Annotated in this window: 14 protein-coding genes; 8 read left to right on the plus strand and 6 right to left on the minus strand. The window is 45.5% G+C overall.

The annotated features are described in order from the left end of the window. The first annotated feature begins 94 nt into the window (after nucleotides 1–94). The 7 genes from VCHENC03_RS14145 (at nucleotide 95) to fabV (ending at nucleotide 10,616) form a co-directional block, all read left to right on the plus strand. On the plus strand, nucleotides 95–766 hold the full coding sequence (locus tag VCHENC03_RS14145; protein ID WP_005428554.1) for an ABC transporter ATP-binding protein: 672 nt from the start codon (nucleotides 95–97) through the stop codon (nucleotides 764–766). Continuing rightward, the gene (locus VCHENC03_RS14140; protein WP_009705823.1) at nucleotides 747–3,200 is read left to right on the plus strand and encodes an ABC transporter permease; all 2,454 of its coding nucleotides are present in this window, start codon (nucleotides 747–749) and stop codon (nucleotides 3,198–3,200) included. Before VCHENC03_RS14145 ends, VCHENC03_RS14140 begins: the two co-directional genes overlap by 20 nt. Then, nucleotides 3,200–4,324: a lipocalin-like domain-containing protein gene (locus VCHENC03_RS14135; protein WP_009705824.1), complete on the plus strand. Its 1,125-nt coding sequence runs from the start codon at nucleotides 3,200–3,202 to the stop codon at nucleotides 4,322–4,324. The genes VCHENC03_RS14140 and VCHENC03_RS14135 overlap by 1 nt, the downstream gene beginning before the upstream one ends. Nucleotides 4,325–4,653: 329 nt before the next feature. Beyond that, nucleotides 4,654–5,826, plus strand: a complete 1,173-nt coding sequence (gene nhaA, locus VCHENC03_RS14130; protein ID WP_009705825.1) for a Na+/H+ antiporter NhaA — start codon at nucleotides 4,654–4,656, stop codon at nucleotides 5,824–5,826. Between the two features lie 427 nt (nucleotides 5,827–6,253). Continuing rightward, the gene (locus VCHENC03_RS14125; RefSeq protein WP_009705826.1) at nucleotides 6,254–6,880 is read left to right on the plus strand and encodes a TetR/AcrR family transcriptional regulator; all 627 of its coding nucleotides are present in this window, start codon (nucleotides 6,254–6,256) and stop codon (nucleotides 6,878–6,880) included. A 69-nt stretch (nucleotides 6,881–6,949) separates the two neighbouring features. Further along, on the plus strand, nucleotides 6,950–9,235 hold the full coding sequence (locus VCHENC03_RS14120) for an acyl-CoA dehydrogenase (RefSeq protein WP_005442252.1): 2,286 nt from the start codon (nucleotides 6,950–6,952) through the stop codon (nucleotides 9,233–9,235). A 178-nt stretch (nucleotides 9,236–9,413) separates the two neighbouring features. After that, nucleotides 9,414–10,616, plus strand: a complete 1,203-nt coding sequence (gene fabV, locus VCHENC03_RS14115; protein WP_009705827.1) for an enoyl-ACP reductase FabV — start codon at nucleotides 9,414–9,416, stop codon at nucleotides 10,614–10,616. Nucleotides 10,617–10,730: 114 nt separating this feature from the next. Here fabV and VCHENC03_RS14110 read toward each other — a convergent pair whose 3' ends face one another. Both VCHENC03_RS14110 and VCHENC03_RS14105 read right to left on the minus strand, forming a co-directional pair. After that, on the minus strand, nucleotides 10,731–12,413 hold the full coding sequence (locus VCHENC03_RS14110) for an aspartate:alanine antiporter (RefSeq protein WP_005442250.1): 1,683 nt from the start codon (nucleotides 12,411–12,413) through the stop codon (nucleotides 10,731–10,733). Between the two features lie 181 nt (nucleotides 12,414–12,594). Further along, nucleotides 12,595–12,861: a GrxA family glutaredoxin gene (locus VCHENC03_RS14105; RefSeq protein ID WP_005428550.1), complete on the minus strand. Its 267-nt coding sequence runs from the start codon at nucleotides 12,859–12,861 to the stop codon at nucleotides 12,595–12,597. Nucleotides 12,862–13,220: 359 nt separating this feature from the next. Here VCHENC03_RS14105 and VCHENC03_RS14100 point away from each other — a divergent pair, with 359 nt between their 5' ends. Then, on the plus strand, nucleotides 13,221–14,465 hold the full coding sequence (locus VCHENC03_RS14100) for an iron-containing alcohol dehydrogenase (RefSeq protein WP_009705829.1): 1,245 nt from the start codon (nucleotides 13,221–13,223) through the stop codon (nucleotides 14,463–14,465). A 78-nt stretch (nucleotides 14,466–14,543) separates the two neighbouring features. On the opposite strand, the gene VCHENC03_RS14095 is transcribed toward VCHENC03_RS14100, so the two are convergent. The 4 genes from VCHENC03_RS14095 to VCHENC03_RS14080 form a co-directional block, all read right to left on the minus strand. Next, nucleotides 14,544–15,398, minus strand: coding sequence for a MurR/RpiR family transcriptional regulator (locus VCHENC03_RS14095; protein WP_005442248.1), 855 nt, complete (start codon nucleotides 15,396–15,398; stop codon nucleotides 14,544–14,546). A gap of 312 nt (nucleotides 15,399–15,710) precedes the next feature. After that, nucleotides 15,711–17,357, minus strand: coding sequence for a pyridoxal-dependent aspartate 1-decarboxylase PanP (gene panP / locus VCHENC03_RS14090; RefSeq protein ID WP_009705831.1), 1,647 nt, complete (start codon nucleotides 17,355–17,357; stop codon nucleotides 15,711–15,713). 121 nt (nucleotides 17,358–17,478) lie between these two features. Continuing rightward, a complete protein-coding gene (locus VCHENC03_RS14085; RefSeq protein WP_005442243.1) occupies nucleotides 17,479–17,991 on the minus strand; it encodes a hypothetical protein in 513 nt (170 codons plus the stop codon). Between the two features lie 208 nt (nucleotides 17,992–18,199). After that, a complete protein-coding gene (locus tag VCHENC03_RS14080) occupies nucleotides 18,200–19,105 on the minus strand; it encodes a lysine exporter LysO family protein (RefSeq protein WP_009705832.1) in 906 nt (301 codons plus the stop codon). Nucleotides 19,106–19,186: the final 81 nt, after the last annotated feature.

Below are 19,186 nucleotides of genomic sequence, written 5' to 3' on the forward strand. Positions count from 1 at the left end.
TAGTGTGATCAACTATTCAAAATACTTCCTACCAACAGGATTTTAGTGTAGATTCTGATTCCAATTTTTAAACACCATTTGAGCGGCAAAATCAATGTTAAAACTGTCAGACCTATGTAAAGGCTATGTAGACGGGGGAGAGTTTCATCCTGTACTACAAGGGGCAGAATTAACATTACAACAAGGTGAACAAGTCGCATTAATGGGTGAAAGTGGATCGGGGAAAAGTACGCTCCTTAACCTTATCGCAGGTCTTGATACTGCCGATTCGGGCGAGATCCAATACCCAAGCTTTGCAATGCATAGCGCACCTGAACATCTTAGAACACTCTACCGCCGCAACAACATTGGAAATATCTTCCAGCAGTTCAACCTGCTTCCTACCTTGAATATCGCTGACAACATCCGTTTCTGCCGCCAATTAAAAGGCTTACCAGAAGACAAAGGCTTGTGGCGTCAAATTCTTTCTGCTCTCGATCTTATGCCGCTTTTAGGTCGTTACCCTGAAGAAGTGTCTGGTGGTCAGCAACAACGTGCTGCGATTGCTCGTGCTTTGTATATGGAGCCGAAAATCCTGCTTGCCGATGAGCCGACAGGTAGCTTGGATGAGCGTAATGCTGAAGCGGTAATGCGTCTACTAACCAGCCTAGCACGTCAATTAGAGTGTACGCTGCTGTTGGTTACGCACAGTGAGAAAGTTGCAGAGCACATGGAAGGTAGAATTCGTCTTCAAGGAGGACAGCTGCATGTTATGGCCCGTAGTTAAGGCACTACTCGGTCATTACCGTCGCTATCCACTTCAAATTATTCTTGTTTGGCTTGGTTTAACCTTAGGTGTATCACTTCTTGTTGGTGTGACATCGATTAACCAACACGCAAAACAGAGCTACGAAACCGGTGAGAAACTCTTTTCAAACCCTTTGCCTTACCGTATTCGTACCAAGCATTCAGCTAATAAAATCCCTCAGGGTTTTTACATTCAACTTCGACGTGCTGGTTTTAATCAGTGCGCGCCATTCGATGTTCTTCATCTCGATACCAAAGCCGACTTAAGCCTTATGTTGGTTGGGGTAGATCCTGTTGCGTTACTGCCTTTGCAGCAAGGAAAGTCGCTAAAAGACCTTCCTATGCTGACGTTGATGACGCCGCCTTACCCAATTTTAGTGAGCCAAGACTTAGCGTCTCACATGTCATGGAATGATGGTGATTTTATTACCCTTAACGATGGCAGCAGATTAGGGCCGTTGAAAGTCGACAGCGACAACTTACTTTCAGGCACGCGCTTAGTGACGGACATTTCGCTTCTTCGAATGTTAAAGCGCAGCTCTGGCTTGTCCGCGATTGCTTGTGGCGAAATGCCAGAAGAGAAGGTAGTAGCGCTGAAAAATATGCTGCCAAATGGCATGACGCTGGTACGTAATAGCCGCTCAGAATTGGAATCTTTGACGAAAGCATTCCACATGAACCTGACAGCAATGGGCATGCTATCGTTCCTAGTTGGCTTGTTCATCTTCTACCAAGCGATGTCTTTGTCTTTCATTCAACGTCAACGTTTGGTGGGGATCCTTCGTCAAACCGGTGTGAATGGTATGCAACTGGCACAAGCTTTGATGCTGGAGCTGACCATACTTGTTCTTGTCGCTTGGGCATGTGGTAATTTCTTCGGTTTGATTCTAGCTAACGAGCTTATTCCAGCCGTTTCATCAAGCTTGAGTGATTTATACGATGCCAATGTAGGGCTGACGATTGGTTGGTCTTGGGAATCCAGCCTATACAGTTTGGCTATGTCGGCCTTAGGTGCCTTGATTTCCTGTCTGTGGCCGTTGATCCGCTTATTAAAATCACAACCTATTCGCTTATCTTCTCGCTTGTCCCTAATGCGTTTTGCTGGGCGTGAGTTCTCTTGGCAAGCATTTGCGGCCTGCGGGTTCTGTGTGGCTGCTGTTGCGGTTTATCAGGCACCAAAAACGCAAGAGTCAGGTTTCGCGATTATCGCGCTAATGCTGATCAGTGTAGCGTTGTTTATGCCGTTCCTAATGTGGCACATGTTCCAAAGCTTCTCTTATTCATTACGATGGGTTCGTGTGCGTTGGTTCTTTGCTGACGCGGCGGCAAGTATGAGTTACCGAGGCGTAGCGACCATGGCATTTATGCTTGCACTTGCTGCAAACATTGGTGTTGAAACCATGGTGGGTAGCTTCCGCGATACGACGGACAAATGGTTGAGTCAACGCTTAGCGGCCGATCTCTATATTTATCCAACCAACAACTCTGCAGCACGTATGAGTTCTTGGTTAAAAGAGCAGCCAGAGGTTGATTCGGTTTGGTGGCGTTGGGAAAAAGACGTACCGACTGAACGTGGTGCTTTGCAGGTTGTGAGTACAGGCTCTTCTGAGGGCGAGTTGGACTCTCTAACCGTGAAACTTGGTGTGCCTAACTATTGGTATCATTTACATCACTCTAAGAGTTTGATGGTAAGTGAATCCATGGCTTTAAAGCTCGACATTCGCCCTGGTGATTACATAGACCTGCAACCTCCATTAGGGGGAGGGTGGCAAGTCGTCGGTGTCTACTACGACTATGGTAACCCATATAATCAAGTCATGATGTCGCATCGAAATTGGCTGTATGCGTTCGCAGGCTCTGGCAACGTTGGACTTGGCGTCTTGCTCGAAGACAACGTGAATGGCGAAGGCCTAAAGCGTCGACTAGAAAACGTATTCCGTCTGTCGCAAGATCGAGTGTTTGACAATAACAATATCTATAACCAAGCCATGCGCGTGTTTGACCATACCTTTGCAATCGCGGGTACGCTGGGCAACATTACGTTGATTATTGCTGTGTTTGGTTTGTTCTTCGCAACGCTCGCGGGTGAGCTTTCTCGTCAACGACATTTCTCTTTGTTGCGGTGTATGGGCGTTTCAGGTAAAGAACTCGTCTTATTAGGTGGTTTACAGTTGTTCGCCTTCGGTATGATTTCTGCGATTATCGCGGTTCCACTGGGCTTAGCGTTGGCGCACTTGATTGTCGATATCATCATTAAGCAGTCCTTCGGCTGGTCGTTAGAGCTTCAAACCATTCCTTGGGAATACGTTCAGACGATTGCTTGGGCGATGTTGGCCATCATGATTGCAGGGGCACTGCCTGTGATAAGAATGATCAAGAGTACACCGATGAAATCGTTAAGGGATGCGTTGTAATGAAGAAGATGACCCCAAAAAAGACGTTTTCTATTTCTGCTCTGGTGTTTGTTGTGTTTATCGCATTAGCGGGTGTGACTTTGTACGTTACACATTGGGCAGAAGCGACAGCAACAGAACAAAGTGAGATCAGCGATGTTCTAAAACGCGAGAGCAAAACCATCTTTGAGCCGGTGCTACCAGATCAACATGTTTCGTTACCGCAGGATTTTCGTTTCCACCCTGACTATCAACATGAATGGTGGAACTACTTTGCCAAAGTTCAAGACAAGAACGGCAAAGTATATAACGTTCAATGGAGCTACTTCCGAGTGGCTACGGACGAACGCGATACTCGTGGTTGGCAGAACCCACAATTGTTTATCTCCCATATCGTTGTGAGCTCTGGCTCTCATGTGTGGAAAGAGCAGAGAGTTGCACGAGGCGGTATTGGACAGGCTGGTATGACGAATCGCCCGTTCCGCTTGTGGATTGATAACTGGAACTGGCGAGCACTAGGCTCTACTCCATTTCCGGGTAACCTAGACGTAACTACCGACACGTTTGCGCTTGATTTGAACACCACAACCAATGGTCCATTTGTCGTAAATGGTGATCAGGGCTTCCAAGTTAAACACGCACTTCAATCCATTGCTTCTTTCAGCTTCAGTGCGCCGTTCCTTAATGTAAAAGGTACACTGACCTTAAATGGTCGTGAAATTCCTGTCTCTGGTTCTGGATGGACGCAGAAAGAGTGGGGAAGCGGTCTGATTGGCGAAGGGCAGCAAGGTTGGGATTGGTTTGTATTTAATCTTGATGATGGCCGCGCATTGACAGTAAGCCGCTATCGACACAATGGTCAGGTGCCACATCTATTTGGCACACTATCAACACGTTCTGGCAAGGTGATTAACCTTACCGAAAAAGATTTAACCATGACGCCACTACAGGTGACCAACTTGTCTAATGGACGACGTTTACCGCTGCAGTGGATCATTAATGTCCCCGAGCAGAAGATTAATTTGACGACGAGGATCATAAAATCGGACATGTGGCTGCCTTTTGTGATTCCATATTGGGAAGGTCCGATACTTGCTTCGGGGTCCAATGAAGCCTGGGGATTTATGCAACTCACCGGTTACTAAAATACGAAAAAAGCCATCCAGAAGGGTGGCTTTTTTGTTAATGAAACACGCAGTTTTCGACGCAAAACCGCACGTTAATCACGAAAATTCATCAGATATTATACTAACTTAATAGTAGTCTATGTTAATAGATTGAGCTTATAAGGAGATAGGCAGGTCTTGTAAATAATTATGTTCTTGTTGAAAAATACGATGTTTCGTAAATGAAACATCGGAAAAATCGAAGTTTAAACTCTAAACAAGCGATTATTCTAAAATTTTCAGCAGCTATACACTCTCATCATTCTTTGTTAATCGTTTATTAAGATAATAAATATAAGGGCGAAATCATGAACGATGTCATTCGTGACTTTTTCAAAATGGAATCCGCTGGTGGTATTCTTCTAGTAATTGCTGCTGCAATTGCGATGACCATTGCTAACACCCCACTTGGCGAAACTTATCAAGCTATGCTGCATACTTATGTATTTGGTATGTCAGTTTCTCACTGGATCAACGATGGCCTGATGGCTGTGTTCTTCCTACTAATCGGTCTTGAAGTAAAGCGCGAGCTACTTGAAGGCGCACTAAAATCGAAAGAAACCGCAATCTTCCCTGCTATTGCAGCGGTAGGCGGTATGTTGGCTCCGGCACTTGTTTATGTTGCATTTAACGCTGGTGACCCAGAGGCGATTTCTGGTTGGGCAATCCCAGCTGCAACAGACATTGCTTTCGCTCTAGGTATCATGGCGCTTCTTGGTAAGCGTGTGCCAATTAGCCTGAAGGTTTTCCTACTGGCATTGGCTATTATCGATGACCTTGGTGTTGTTGTTATCATCGCGCTTTTCTACACAGGCGATCTATCGACAATGGCATTGGTGGTTGGCTTTATCATGACGGGCGTGCTCTTTATGCTGAACGCGAAAAACGTCACCAAGTTAACGCCGTATATGATAGTTGGTGCGATCCTTTGGTTTGCCGTACTGAAATCTGGTGTACACGCAACACTAGCAGGTGTAGTAATCGGTTTTGCTATCCCACTTAAAGGTAAGAAGGGCGAGCACTCTCCACTGAAACACATGGAGCACGCACTGCACCCATACGTAGCATTCGGTATCTTGCCTCTGTTTGCTTTTGCAAACGCTGGTATCTCGCTAGAGGGCGTGTCGATGTCCGGTCTAACTTCTATGCTACCTCTAGGTATTGCACTGGGTCTGTTGGTTGGTAAGCCACTTGGTATCTTCACATTCAGCTGGGCTGCTGTGAAAATGGGTATTGCTAAGTTGCCAGAGGGCGTGAACTTTATGCACATCTTCGCTGTATCGGTGCTGTGTGGTATCGGCTTTACGATGTCGATCTTCATCTCATCACTGGCATTCGGTAATGTAAGTCCTGAGTTCGATACTTATGCTCGACTAGGTATCTTGATGGGCTCAACAACGGCGGCAGTGCTCGGTTATGCGCTATTGCACTTCTCTCTACCAAAGAAAGCGGCAGAAGAAGTAGCGGTAGAAAAAGCGTAAGAAAAGACGATTACATTTTAAAGCCTCCCATATCGGGAGGCTTTTTTGTATCCAGAGGAAAGTCATTTGACAAAGCTTCAAACGACAGACGAAAAAAAGCCCAGACGAAAAAGTGTCTGGGCGGATACAAACATAGGAGTTAATAAGAAAAAGCAGCAATGTAGCAACTAGATAGAAACAAGTTTGACGGCCAGTAAAACTTTAAATGCCCTAGTTGTTACAGTAATTCAGACCGGAACAATTCCAAACAGTTCCATTTTTTTTAGAAGTTTTTTTCACAAAACAAGAACCGCTTTAAATTCATCTCGTTAACTGCACACTTTCCTTGTCTGGTCAGACCAATGAGTGAAAATGTGATGTTAATCATTTGTTAATCTCAAGTTTCGGGAGTATATTTTCAAACAGTTGTTTAATACGAGTGATTGAAATGGCCCCGAGAAGTACAACAAAAGAAAAAATACTCGATGTAGCAGAAGGACTATTTGCAGAATACGGCTTCAATGACACATCACTGAGAACCATTACTGGCAAGGCGAACGTGAACCTAGCTTCGGTCAACTACCACTTTGGCGACAAGAAAACACTTGTAAGGGCAGTACTAGACCGATATCTAGAGGCGCTAATGCCGAGCATCAAAACGTCTTTGATCGAGTTAAACACACGCGACGATTACAACATGGATGAAGTGTTTGAATCGCTACGTTTACCTCTGCGTGCACTGAATGACGTGAGACCGAACGGCACAGCATTGTTTATGTTGCTGATTGGTCGAGGATACACCGATGTACAAGGCCATTTACGTTGGTTTATCAGTACAAGATATGAAGAAGTGTTGAACCTGTTTATGTTCTCCATCATGAAGGCAAACCCTGAAATGAGCGAAGAACAACTTTTCTGGAGATTGCATTTCACACTTGGCACTTGTGTTTTCACTATGGCATCGAGCCAAGCGTTAACCGAGATTGCAGAAAGCAAATTTGAAAAAGAGGTGGACGTGAAGTCTGTCGTTGACCTACTGATTCCTTACTTGTCGGCCGGTATGTCCGCTAAGTAAAAAACATTAAATCAATAAAAAAGATAAGTGAAAGCCGCGAGCGGTGACGTGAACAAAAGGATCTGAACTATGAGCTCTCTACGAAGAAAATGGATTAGTGACCCAGCATTCAAAATGTTTAAGAAAGTATTGCCTCCATTGTCGAGCACTGAAAAAGAAGCAATGGAAGCGGGTAGCGTTTGGTGGGATGCAGAGTTGTTCTCTGGCAAGCCTAACTTTACAACGTTACATCATTATCCGAAGCCTGCATTGTCTTCTGAAGAGCAAGCTTTCATGGATAATGAACTTGAAACACTGCTTGAAATGCTTAATGACCAACAAATTGTGAAAGATGATCGAGATCTTCCGCCAGAGGTTTGGGATTTCTTACGCAAAGAGCGTTTCTTTTCACTGATCATTTCAAAAGAGTATGGTGGCCGCGAGTTCTCTGCTCTGGCTAACTCAACCATCGTATCTCGTATTGCAACACGCAGCATCAGTGCAGCAGTGTCTGTGATGGTACCAAACTCTCTTGGTCCGGGTGAGCTGCTTTCTCACTACGGTACTCAAGAGCAGAAAGATTACTGGCTGCCACGTTTAGCGGACGGTACTGATATCCCTTGTTTCGCGTTGACTGGCCCTGAAGCTGGCTCAGATGCGGGTGGCATTCCTGACCAAGGCGTGGTGTGTTACGGCATGCACGAGGGTGAGGAAGTCCTTGGTATTCGTGTTAGTTGGAACAAGCGTTACATCACTCTCGCTCCTGTAGCAACGGTACTTGGCTTGGCGTTCAAGCTTCAAGACCCTGATGGTCTGCTTGGCGACAAGAAAGATGTGGGTATCACCTGTGCATTGATTCCTGCCGATCATGAAGGCGTGGAGATTGGTGAGCGTCACGACCCGCTAGGTTCTGCGTTTATGAACGGTCCTACTCGCGGTAACGACGTGTTCATTCCTATGGAATGGCTGATTGGTGGTTCAGAATACGCAGGTAAAGGCTGGCGTATGCTGGTTGAGTGTCTATCGGCCGGTCGCGGTATTTCCCTTCCTGCATTAGGTACCGCGATTGGTCACCTTACTACGCGTACTACTGGCGCTTATGCATACGTTCGTAAGCAGTTTGGTATGTCGATTGGTAAGTTTGAAGGTGTGGCAGAAGCAATGGGCCGTATTGGCGGTTTGACTTACCTGCTTGAGGCGACACGCACGCTGACGACGACTTCTCTGGATATGAAAGAGAAACCGGGCATCGTGACCGCAATTGCGAAATACCACATGACAGAAATGGCTCGTACTATCCTGAACGATTCTTTCGATATTCACGCGGGTCGAGCAATTCAAGATGGTCCAATGAACTACCTAGCGAAACACTATCTGGGTATTCCGGTCGCGATTACGGTTGAAGGGGCAAACATCCTAACCCGTAACCTAATGATCTTCGGTCAAGGTGCGACACGTTGTCATCCATACGTGTTGAAAGAGATGGAAGCTGCTGCGAACCCAGATTCGAAAGAAGGCGCAAAAGAGTTTGATGATCTGCTGTTCAAACACATCAAACACGCAATGGGTAATACCTTTGGTGCGTTGGGTGCAGCACTGACCGGTTCTCGCTTCGTGAAAGCGCACATGAGTGGCCCTACACAGCAATATTACAAAGACATCACTCGCCTAAGTCGCGCACTGGCAGTAAGTGCAGACTTTGCGATGCTAACGTTGGGCGGTGATCTGAAACGTAAAGAGATGATCTCTGCTCGTCTTGGTGATGGCTTGAGCTATCTATACATGGCGTCAGCGGCGCTTAAGAAATACGAAGACGAAGGCCGTCAACAAGGTGATTTGAACTTTGTACACTATGCCGTTCAACATTGTTTGTACAACGCTTCGAAGTCGCTAAATGAAGCGTACTCAAACTTCCCTGTGAAATACGTGGGTGGCGTTCTAAAAGGCTTGTTGTTCCCATTAGGTAATCACTTCAAAGCACCAAGTGACGAGCTGTGTGTGAGCCTAGCAGAAGCAATGATGACGCCAGGAGCACAACGTGACCGCATGACGAGCTTGTGTTACATAGGTAAAGCAGAGGACGACAGTGTTGGTCTGATGGAGCGAGCGTTCTTAGCGATGTACGATGTGAAACCTCTAGAGCGTAAACTGATGAAAGCGGCGAAAGATGGCAAAGTAGCTCGTAAAGGCCTACTGCATGACCGTCTACAGCAAGCGTTTGAAGCAGAGGTACTGACAGAGCAAGAAATCGATCAAATCATGGCGGCAGATAAGTTGCGCTACAAAGCGATTCAAGTCGACCACTTTAGCCACGATTTCTCAGAAGTTCGTACCAATGTGACAACCAAGAAATCGCATTTGAACTCAGCAGCATGAAGCGCGTGAGTACAAAATGAGAGAAGCACCTCAATTGAGGTGCTTTTTTATGTTTAACGCTTTTACTTTTCGGCTGAGTGCTCCAACCACTTGCATTTTCGCAGCATTTTTACAGAAATTAGGTGCGAAGTAGGGCTGAACCTTTTATCCTAGCAACGTTTTTTAAAGGAAGTTGAATATGATCATCAAACCTAGAATTCGTGGATTTATCTGTACTACTACGCACCCAGTGGGTTGTGAAGCTAACGTAAAAGAACAAATTGCTTACACTAAAGCACAAGGCCCAATTAAAAACGCACCAAAACGCGTTCTTGTTGTGGGTGCATCAAGTGGCTACGGCCTATCTTCTCGTATCGCTGCGGCATTTGGTGGCGGCGCTTCAACTATCGGTGTTTTCTTCGAAAAAGAAGGCACAGAGAAGAAGCCAGGTACAGCAGGTTTTTACAACTCTGTTGCATTTGAAAAGCTAGCTCGTGAAGAGGGTCTATACGCGAAAAGCCTAAACGGTGACGCGTTCTCAAATGAAGCAAAACAGAAAACAATCGATCTGATCAAAGAAGACCTTGGTCAGGTAGATATGGTGGTTTACTCACTGGCTTCTCCAGTACGTAAAATGCCAGAAACGGGTGAACTGATCCGTTCAGCACTTAAGCCTATCGGTGAGACATACACGTCGACGGCTGTTGATACCAACAAAGACGTCATCATCGAAGCAAGCGTAGAGCCTGCTACTGAGCAAGAAATCCAAGACACAGTAACCGTAATGGGCGGTGAAGACTGGGAACTATGGATTAACGCACTATCAGAAGCTGGCGTTCTAGCAGATGGTTGTAAAACTGTGGCATACAGCTACATCGGTACTGAGCTAACTTGGCCGATCTACTGGGATGGTGCGCTAGGTAAAGCGAAAATGGACCTAGACCGCGCAGCTGCAGCACTTAACGAGAAACTGTCTACAACTGGCGGTAGCGCAAACGTAGCGGTACTTAAGTCTGTTGTAACCCAAGCAAGTTCTGCAATTCCTGTAATGCCTCTATACATCGCTATGGTATTCAAGAAAATGCGTGAAGAAGGTGTACACGAAGGTTGTATGGAGCAGATCTTCCGTATGTTCAGCCAACGTCTATACAAAGAAGACGGCAGCGCAGCAGAAGTAGATGAAGTGAACCGTCTACGTCTGGATGACTGGGAACTACGTGAGGATATCCAACAACACTGCCGTGACCTATGGCCACAAATCACCTCTGAAAACCTAAAAGAACTGACTGACTACGTTGAGTACAAAGAAGAGTTCTTGAAGCTATTTGGCTTCGGTGTTGACGGTGTGGATTACGAAGCAGACGTGAACCCAGCAGTAGAAACAGATTTTACTCAAATCTAATCGTTTCTAACGGAATTAAAAAAGGCGCTCAATGAGCGCCTTTTTTGTGTCTTGAATCTCTGTGTTGAATAAGGAGCGCTGCATAAGCTGTTCTGCAACGCCCGCTTAAAGTGATTAACTCAGAATAATCAGAATTGTACCAGCTAGGGTCATCAAGATATTGGCAATCGCGTACGTACCTGCGTAGCCAAGTGCTGGAATCGTCGACTTCGCGTATTCGTTCACTACGTCCATTGCTGGTGCACATGTACGAGCACCGATGATGGCACCAAAGAGTAGGGCACGGTTCATCTTAAGCACGTAAGCGCCAACTAGGTATGCAAGAACGACAGGCACAACGCTGACGATAAACGCCAAACCGATGATCTGTGGGCCCACTTGAGTTAAGTGTTCGAACATCTTGCCACCGGCGCTTAAGCCGATGCCAACCATAAAGAACATCAAACCTAAGTCTTTGACCATGTTCAATGCCCCTTGCGGTACATAACCGAAAGTAGGGTGGTTCGCTCGTAGGAAGCCTAACGTGATGCCTGAAAGCAGTAGGCCAACGGCGTTACCTAGGCTGAATGACACCTGACCAAACGTCATTGTCACCAAACCAAACATAATGCCTAGAATAAAGAAGCTACAGAACGCAAGTAAGTCTGCCATTTGGCTGTGGATCGAGATGAAACCGATTTTCTCAGCAAGACCATGAACGCGGCTTTTCTCACCACTTACTTGGAGCACGTCACCTTTGGCCAGAACGATGTCTAAATCCATTGGCATTTCAATTTGAGCACGCACTACGCGGTTCAAGAAACAGCCGAATTCCGATAGGTTCAAATCAGACAAGCGCTTACCCGCAATCGCATCACTTTTAACGACGATCTCTTCTTCGACAATTCGAAGATCAAGTAGGTTGCGGTCGAATACTTCTTTACCGTTACGGAAACTTGGGTCAAGACGTGCGTGGCTGTCTGGGAAGCCTACTAGTGCGATTTCGTCACCTTCTTGCAGGATTGCGTCACCGTCTGGATGGGCCAAAATCCCGTTACGACGAATACGTTCGATGTAACAACCTGTCTGGCGGTAAATACCCAATTCTCGGAGGTTTTTACCATCTGTCCAATCAATCAGCTCAGGACCAACGCGGTATGCACGGATGATCGGCAAGTAAACCTTACGTTGACTAGAGTTGCCTAGGCCACGTTCTTGCGCAATTTGCTGAGCTGAATCCGATAGGTTCTGTTTTTGCAGTTTTGGCAGTAGTTTGGCGAACATAATCATACTGATTAAACCCACCAGATAAGCCATCGCATAACCCACCGATAGATTTTCTAATACCAAAGAAAAATCCATGTTGCGTGGAATGGTTGCAAGACCAGAGTTCAGCGCATCTTGTGCACCTACCAGAACAGGCGTCGCGGTAAGAGCGCCAGCCATCATACCGGCAGACAAACCAAAATCGAGACCCATATAGTGGCTGCAGAAATAGGTAAGACCTACCGCAGAAACGAGTACGGTCATACTCAAAATAAAGTAATGCTTACCGTCTCGGAAAAATATGCCGAAGAAGTTTGGACCCGCTTCGATACCCACACAGTAGATAAACAGCATAAAGCCGATGGTCAGTGCTTCTGCATTAAAAGAAAAGCCAAGATGGCCCATTACGAGAGACGTAATGAGAACGCCAATGGAATTACCTAACTGCAGCTTTCCAAAGCGAATTTTACCAATGGCAAGACCAATTGCTAATACGACGAAGATTAGAAGAATGGGGTTTTGTTCAAGAAGGTGTACGACGTCTATGTTCACAGCGTGGCTCGGTAAGGTGTGTGCCAAATAAAAATTAAGAATTTCGAATTGTAACTAAATATAGCAAAAAGATAAGTGAAATTTTTTAGGTTTTACTATTACTTGACGTAGGGGAGTAACAATCTGAATACATAATAAAAAAGCCGCTAATAGCGGCTTTTTAAAAATTCAGTTATTCGAATTACTCGTCGAATAGACCTAGGTGTTCTTTTGCGTAAGCTTCAAAGTCATCACAACCACCGATGTGCGTTTGGTCGATGAAGATTTGAGGAACAGTTTCTACGGGCTTACCAACTGTTTTCTCTAGGTCAGCTTTAGAAATACCTTCAGCGTGGATGTCTACGTAACGGTAGTTGAAGTCATCACGTTTTGCTTTAAGTGTCTCTGCGTGCTCTTTTGCGCGAACACAGAATGGGCAAGCTGGGCGACCAAAGATAACTACGAACATAATCTTATTTCTCCTAAAATCTATTCTTGTTGAAAGCACAACTAGACGTCATGTCGGTACATGCTTTCGTTTGTTGGGATAACTATGCCCGATCCAGATACGGAAATAAAGCAGCATTTACCTCTTGGCTCGATAGGTGAAATCTATCGTATAAAAACTAAACACGCACTAAGCTTAAAGCCAAGAAAAGTCACTTTTGGGGATGATTCTTAACCGCAAAATCGCTGCAGTTAAGTATGTGAAGTGACGCATAAAAACGCACTTTTTGAAGGGTTAATGGCGGCAAGGTGCACTCGGTCAACTTTTTTTTGCTGAAAGCATAGCACTCTAGTGTGAGTTGTTGTTTGGGGAGGAAGTGTATGTTTCAGTTTATGACTGCGACACGGATTATCTTCGGCGAGGGAGCACTCCAATCTTCGCTGTCTGTAATCAATCAATTTGGTTATAGCGTTTTACTGGTCACTGGTAAAGACACGCAACGAGCCACACCTATCATTAATTATTTAAAAGCGCAGAACATGCGTTATCAACACGTCGCCATCAATGGCGAACCCAATATCACCATGGTGGAAGAAACTGCCGTGCTTGGGCGCAAGTTTCAACCTGACATGGTCATTGCGATTGGCGGGGGCAGTGTCATTGATATGGGCAAAGCACTTGCCGCTATCATACCCAACCAAGGTGATGTTTATGATTACGTCGAAGTGGTTGGACGAAACGTACCTTTAAAAACCAAACCGATTCATTTTATTGCGATTCCTACCACGGCAAGCACCGGCTCTGAGGTAACCAGAAACGCCGTACTTAAATCCGGGCAAGACCAAGTGAAGGTCAGTTTAAGAAGTCCGGAAATGCTCGCTGATGTGGCGATAGTCGATCCAACGTTAACCTATGGCACTGACCAATATACCTCTGGTCGCGGAGCAATGGATGCCTTCACGCATTTGATGGAAGCATACGTATGTGGTGATCCAAACCCTCTCACCGATATGGTGTGTGAAGAGGGATTACGTCGATTAAGTCGTTCGGTCATTGCGGGCTGTAAACAGGACAATCATAAGGCCAGAGCAGACCTTTCTTTTGCGGCACTTTTAGGCGGGATGGCCATCACCAACGCTAAACTTGGTGCGGCGCACGGATTAGCCTCTGCACTCGGTGGCAAGCTCGATGCCCCACACAGTGTTATTACTGCGCGTTTGGCTCCTCATGTTATGCAAGAAAACATCAATGCCGCAAAAAGAGCAGGGCGCAGTGATGTGATAAGCCGTTACAAGCGATTGGCCCAACTCGTCACGGAAAGAACCAATGCTAACGAACATGATGGCGTACTTTGGGTGAGAATGGTGCTGGATAAGCTTGAATTGCCTCAGCTTGGTAAATTTGGCGTGTGTCAGACGTCGTTTGAGCAAGTCGCCGATGATGCACTAAAGTCAGTTGCCATCAAAGGTAATCCATTACCGCTAACGCAAGATCGTTTGGTGTACATTCTTCGCCAAGTTTGTGATTGCAGTGATGCCTGCATTAGCGAGAGTGAAGGTAGCCAGCATGTCAGCTCAGTAGAGGTGTTGGAGTCACGTTCCGATCTTTCGGATGTGAATCAATAGAAATACGATCTACCAGATACGAAAAGGGGAGCTATTTAGCTCCCCTTTCTATTTTTTATTACTGACTAAGTCGATTCGTTAGTACTGACTTAGCTTGTCGTAGCGGCTGTCTTTCAGCGCGTCTTTTACTCGCTTCAAGTTCTCACGGAAACCAGTACCACGGCGTAGCGTAAAGCCCGTTGCTAGCACATCGATGACCGTCATTTGCACCACACGACTTGCCATTGGCATGTATACGTCTGTGTCTTCAGGTACATCTAGCGTGATAGCCAGTGAACTTGCTTTCTCTAGCGGTGAGTCTTTTGCTGTAATGGCAATAACCGTCGCACCGTTTTCACGAGCAAGGTTTGCAATCTCAACTTGGCTCTTAGTGCGACCAGTATGAGAAATCAGAACGATAACGTCATTGTCACTACAGTTGATGCAGCTCATGCGTTGCATCACGATATCTTCGAAACAAGTAATTGGAATATTGAAGCGAATAAACTTGTTTTGAGCGTCTCGTGCAACAGCAGAAGAAGCACCTAGACCGAAGAATGAGATGCGCTTAGCTTGAGTCAGAAGATCAACCGCGCGGTTAACTTGCATCGAATCAAGACTGTTTTTCGCTACGTCCAAACACGCCATTGTCGATTCGAAAATCTTGTGCGTGTATGCATCCGGACCATCGTCTTCTTCGACATTACGGTTTACGTAAGGCGTACCATTGGCAAGGCTTTGCGCAAGGTGAAGTTTAAAATCTGGGAAACCTTTAGTATCCAGACGACGACAGAAACGGTTAACAGTAGGCTCACTCACGTCAGCCATTTTAGCTAACGTTGCAATGCTTGAATGAATTGCAGTTTGTGGAGACGCCATAATTACTTCCGCAACTTTGCGCTCTGACTTACTGAAATTCTCCAGGTTTTTTTGAATTTTTTCTAATGTATTCATAGTGTTCACGAGGGTATAGAGAACAACTCGCTGGCTCTGTTAACGTATGGAAACCCAAGGGGCTTCTCGGTCTAGAGGGGCGTTAACGAAAACCACCAGCGCCATAAATTCAGTATAAACCCGATCCTTTATCTGGCTAAAACAAATACCGTTACTATTTCGTGAGAATTTGACAAGCCTCAAACAAAATGTTGTAAAAACTACAGAATTGAAGGCGGGATCGTTGGTTTGTTGCTCTAGTGGCACAATAATGATGTCTGAGTTACACCAAAAAGAAAGAAATTTTCACTTTGATGTAACTCACATTGGCGCCTAAGAATTGAGAATGTCGTCGACAGTTTCTTCAATCTTAGCCATCAAGCTCGGTGCTTGCTGAGCAATTTCTCTTTGCTCACTCAAAACCGCGCTCAAGATATCATTGGTGGTTAATGGGTTAGCAAGAACGACGCGAAATACAATGGTGTTCATGCGTTGCCATTGGTCTGGATTCAGTCGAGTACGAGAGACAAATGACTTACCAGTTTCACGCTGACGTTTCTGAATAAACTGAGTGAGCTGGTTGATTAACTCATTAAGTTTTTCTTTCTGAACGCCTTGTGCTTTATCTAACGCCGCGCGCATATTGGTTGGCAGATAGCGGTAGGTTAACAAACAAAGCTCAGGCTCAGACACCAATTCGAAGTCTTCTTGTTGGTTAATCAAATCAGCGAAGTAACGTGCTTTCTCAATACTTTGGTCGATCAGAAGCTCGTAACCTGGGCGACTGATGATGTGCATTGCTGCGTAAACCAACATTGCCATACCAGATCGAGAACCCTCAAGCGTATGACTGCCCAAGTCTTTAGAGCCTTTACGCAAGATGTACTGTGCATGATGCTCGATAGACTTCATTGCATCTGGATCTTTAAACAGAACCATGCCAGCGCCCATTGGAATGTAAAGCTGTTTGTGAGCATCGATCGTTACAGAGTCGGCAAGTTCAACGCCACCAAGTAGGTGACGATGATTATTCGACATCAGAGTCGCGCCGCCCCAAGCTGCATCCACGTGAAAGTGGCAGTTGTGCTCAGCACATACTTCTGCAATTTGAGGTAGAGGGTCAACGCTACCAGTCTCTGTCGTACCAGCAACACCAACCACAGCGATAGGTTTGATGTTCTGTGATTCGAGCTCGGCGATTTTTGCTTTTAGGTCGTCAACAATGATGCGGTTGTTCGCGTCAGTTTTGACAGCAACTAGGCCCTCTTGACCAAGGCCAAGAACGTCTGCCGCTTTCTTCAGTGAGTAGTGACCTCGTTCAGAAACCAAAATTGCTAAGCCTTCGTAGCCATAATGTTTCATGGCTTTGAACAGACCTTCTTTCTCTACACCTTTGAATGCGCCATCTGCCTTCAGCGCTTTATTTCGAGCAACCCAAAGTGCAGTGATGTTAGCGATGGTACCGCCAGAGCAAAATGCACCAAGAGAGTGTTTCGCGCTGTGCATCCATTTACGGTAGAACTTATCGTCCTGACCATAGATAAGGCGATGCAACATACCAAGAACTTGACGCTCAAGCGGTGTGAAAGCTTTTGATGTTTCGATTTTCACCAAGTTTTGGTTCAAGGCAATCATGATCTTCGACAGCGGCATTAAGAAATACGGCAGGGCAGAAGTCATGTGACCAATAAAGCTTGGTGCAGAGGTGTGAACCGAGTGAGATACCAAGGTATCTAGCAGGTGCTCGGTATGGTCTGACACGAACTCAGGTTGCTCAGGAATCTGAGCAGAAGAAAAGTCTTTCTCAATTTCACGTAAAGGCTTTTCTTCTGCCACGATGTGTTCACGAAGAAATTGATTCAAGTTCTGCGAAAGACTTTCATCAATTTTAGTCAACGTTGAATCTGGACCTTCAGGGATAGTGAAGATCTTTAACAAGCTCTCGAAGCTAACGTCAGCGGTTTTTTGTTCCTTAACCATAGCAAAGAATCTTTGTAGTTATTTTGGTAATGCGAGCGGCACAATCTAAACCAAAACGGGCGCAAAGTCCCGTTTTAATTATTGAAACCCATATTGCTGAAATGAAATTCTAGGGTGGGATTTATTCACATTTCTGCTTTTCAATCTTAGCAATTGATTGATTATACTTGTTAAGCGCAGAATCGATCTGTTTTGGGTGGCTCAATAAGTCAGCAAATGCAGAGCGTAGGTCGTAGTTCTTTGGATGGTTTGCAGATTGACGATCGCTGAAGGTTTTCTTCGCTGCTTCCCCTAGGGCATCACTGCGTGTCGCTAGTTGCTTCACATCATGTTGTTCTAGCTTCAACCATGCCTCAACCGGTTGCTCTGTTGCTACTCGGCTTGGATCGTTTTCTAGAAAGTAATGTACTGCTTCACGGTTGAGTTCGAAGTGGTGTTTACGGCCTTCTAAGAACCATTGGCTAACTTCGTTTAAGTCAGGGTATTGAGTCACAGTTAAGTCTACGAGGTCTTGATACCACTGTAGGGAAGCATCAATGTAGCCATCGTATTTAGTTGCAAGACATTGCTGATCAGCAGCAAAAGTAAAAGTTGAGCTTGTAGCGAGGAGCGCCGCAACGACAAAGCGTTTCATTATTATTCCTTTTGGTTGTATTCCCTTTGTAACCCCAATAGACATATGCCTTGCCTGTCACTGATTACCGATCCAACAGTTAAAAATTAAAGGGCTCGATAACAAAGCGGTGAACCAGAAAATTCTCTTCGAATTGAGCGTTTTGAGGTTACTTGGGTATTTGAATTTTTGCCGTATTGTAATGGATGTTAATGAATATTCCTGAGATCTAGCTAGCAAGAGACACAAAGAAAAGCATCATAACTGGCACCAATAAGCTCAAGATAAAGCCACTAACAATGGCAACAGGCACACATCGAACACCGCCAGTGGTTTGAATGACGGGCAGGGTAAAGTCCATCGCCGTCGCTCCAGCGTAGCCAATTGCCGTTGATGGATAACTGCGAATAAGTAGTGGGATGGCAATCAAAGCGACCAGTTCACGCATCAGCTCAATTAAGAAAGAAGCGCCGCCAAAGATAGGGCCGAAGGCGTCACCCATCAAAATGCCAGCCAGTGAGTACCAACCAAAACCAGAAGACATTGCCAAAGCTTGATAAAGAGGAAGATCCAAAACCATTGAAGCAATTACGCCGCCAAGCATACACGTTGCAATGATCACTGTCGCAATCGCCATGCCTTGCTTGTTGAGTAGAATTTGTCTAAGCGTCAAACCACTATTGCGCAGTTGAATGCCGATAAAGAAAAGCAAAAGGAATAAAATCCATTCGCTCGCAGTATCCACCCAAGACAAACCAATAGGAAGAATCAAGCCCGCGATTAGACCACCACCCACAACAACGACAAGCTTGATTGACTCTAAGGCCATTGACGAAAGGGGTAGCTTCTTTTGATTCTGATCGGTTTGCAAAGGAAGCAACTTATCGACCAAAGGTAAAGCGAGTAGGTTGCAGGCTCCCAAGCACACAAAGAAGGTGCCCGCGTACAGAAGGATGGTTTGTAGATTGCTACCTAAATTATCCAGCGCAGCCAAACTCAAGCCCATGAGGGAAAGAATGACGTAAATAAGGTATGACGTCGATTTATTGATCTTCTCCAATACTGACGCGCGAGAAACTGGAATTAAATAACCCACCACGAGTGGGGCGAAGATAAATAGCATCCCTGAGAACATAAAGCCCAATGATTCCTTTCTGGATAAAGAACAACAGAGCCACGAATCAACGTATCAAAATACTATCTGATGCTTATCGTG

It is taken from the genome of Vibrio sp. HENC-03, assembly GCF_000305755.2.
Lineage (GTDB): Bacteria > Pseudomonadota > Gammaproteobacteria > Enterobacterales > Vibrionaceae > Vibrio > Vibrio owensii.

What these genes read in the sequence shown, in the direction of transcription:
- VCHENC03_RS14120 (WP_005442252.1), top strand. Translation starts at nt 6,950, where the DNA reads ATGAGCTCTCTACGAAGAAAATGGATTAGTGACCCAGCATTCAAAATG.
- nhaA (WP_009705825.1), top strand. Translation starts at nt 4,654, where the DNA reads ATGAACGATGTCATTCGTGACTTTTTCAAAATGGAATCCGCTGGTGGT.
- VCHENC03_RS14080 (WP_009705832.1), bottom strand. Translation starts at nt 19,105, where the DNA reads ATGTTCTCAGGGATGCTATTTATCTTCGCCCCACTCGTGGTGGGTTAT.
- VCHENC03_RS14140 (WP_009705823.1), top strand. Translation starts at nt 747, where the DNA reads ATGTTATGGCCCGTAGTTAAGGCACTACTCGGTCATTACCGTCGCTAT.
- fabV (WP_009705827.1), top strand. Translation starts at nt 9,414, where the DNA reads ATGATCATCAAACCTAGAATTCGTGGATTTATCTGTACTACTACGCAC.
- VCHENC03_RS14105 (WP_005428550.1), bottom strand. Translation starts at nt 12,861, where the DNA reads ATGTTCGTAGTTATCTTTGGTCGCCCAGCTTGCCCATTCTGTGTTCGC.
- VCHENC03_RS14135 (WP_009705824.1), top strand. Translation starts at nt 3,200, where the DNA reads ATGAAGAAGATGACCCCAAAAAAGACGTTTTCTATTTCTGCTCTGGTG.
- panP (WP_009705831.1), bottom strand. Translation starts at nt 17,357, where the DNA reads ATGGTTAAGGAACAAAAAACCGCTGACGTTAGCTTCGAGAGCTTGTTA.
- VCHENC03_RS14125 (WP_009705826.1), top strand. Translation starts at nt 6,254, where the DNA reads ATGGCCCCGAGAAGTACAACAAAAGAAAAAATACTCGATGTAGCAGAA.
- VCHENC03_RS14100 (WP_009705829.1), top strand. Translation starts at nt 13,221, where the DNA reads ATGTTTCAGTTTATGACTGCGACACGGATTATCTTCGGCGAGGGAGCA.
- VCHENC03_RS14085 (WP_005442243.1), bottom strand. Translation starts at nt 17,991, where the DNA reads ATGAAACGCTTTGTCGTTGCGGCGCTCCTCGCTACAAGCTCAACTTTT.
- VCHENC03_RS14095 (WP_005442248.1), bottom strand. Translation starts at nt 15,398, where the DNA reads ATGAATACATTAGAAAAAATTCAAAAAAACCTGGAGAATTTCAGTAAG.
- VCHENC03_RS14145 (WP_005428554.1), top strand. Translation starts at nt 95, where the DNA reads ATGTTAAAACTGTCAGACCTATGTAAAGGCTATGTAGACGGGGGAGAG.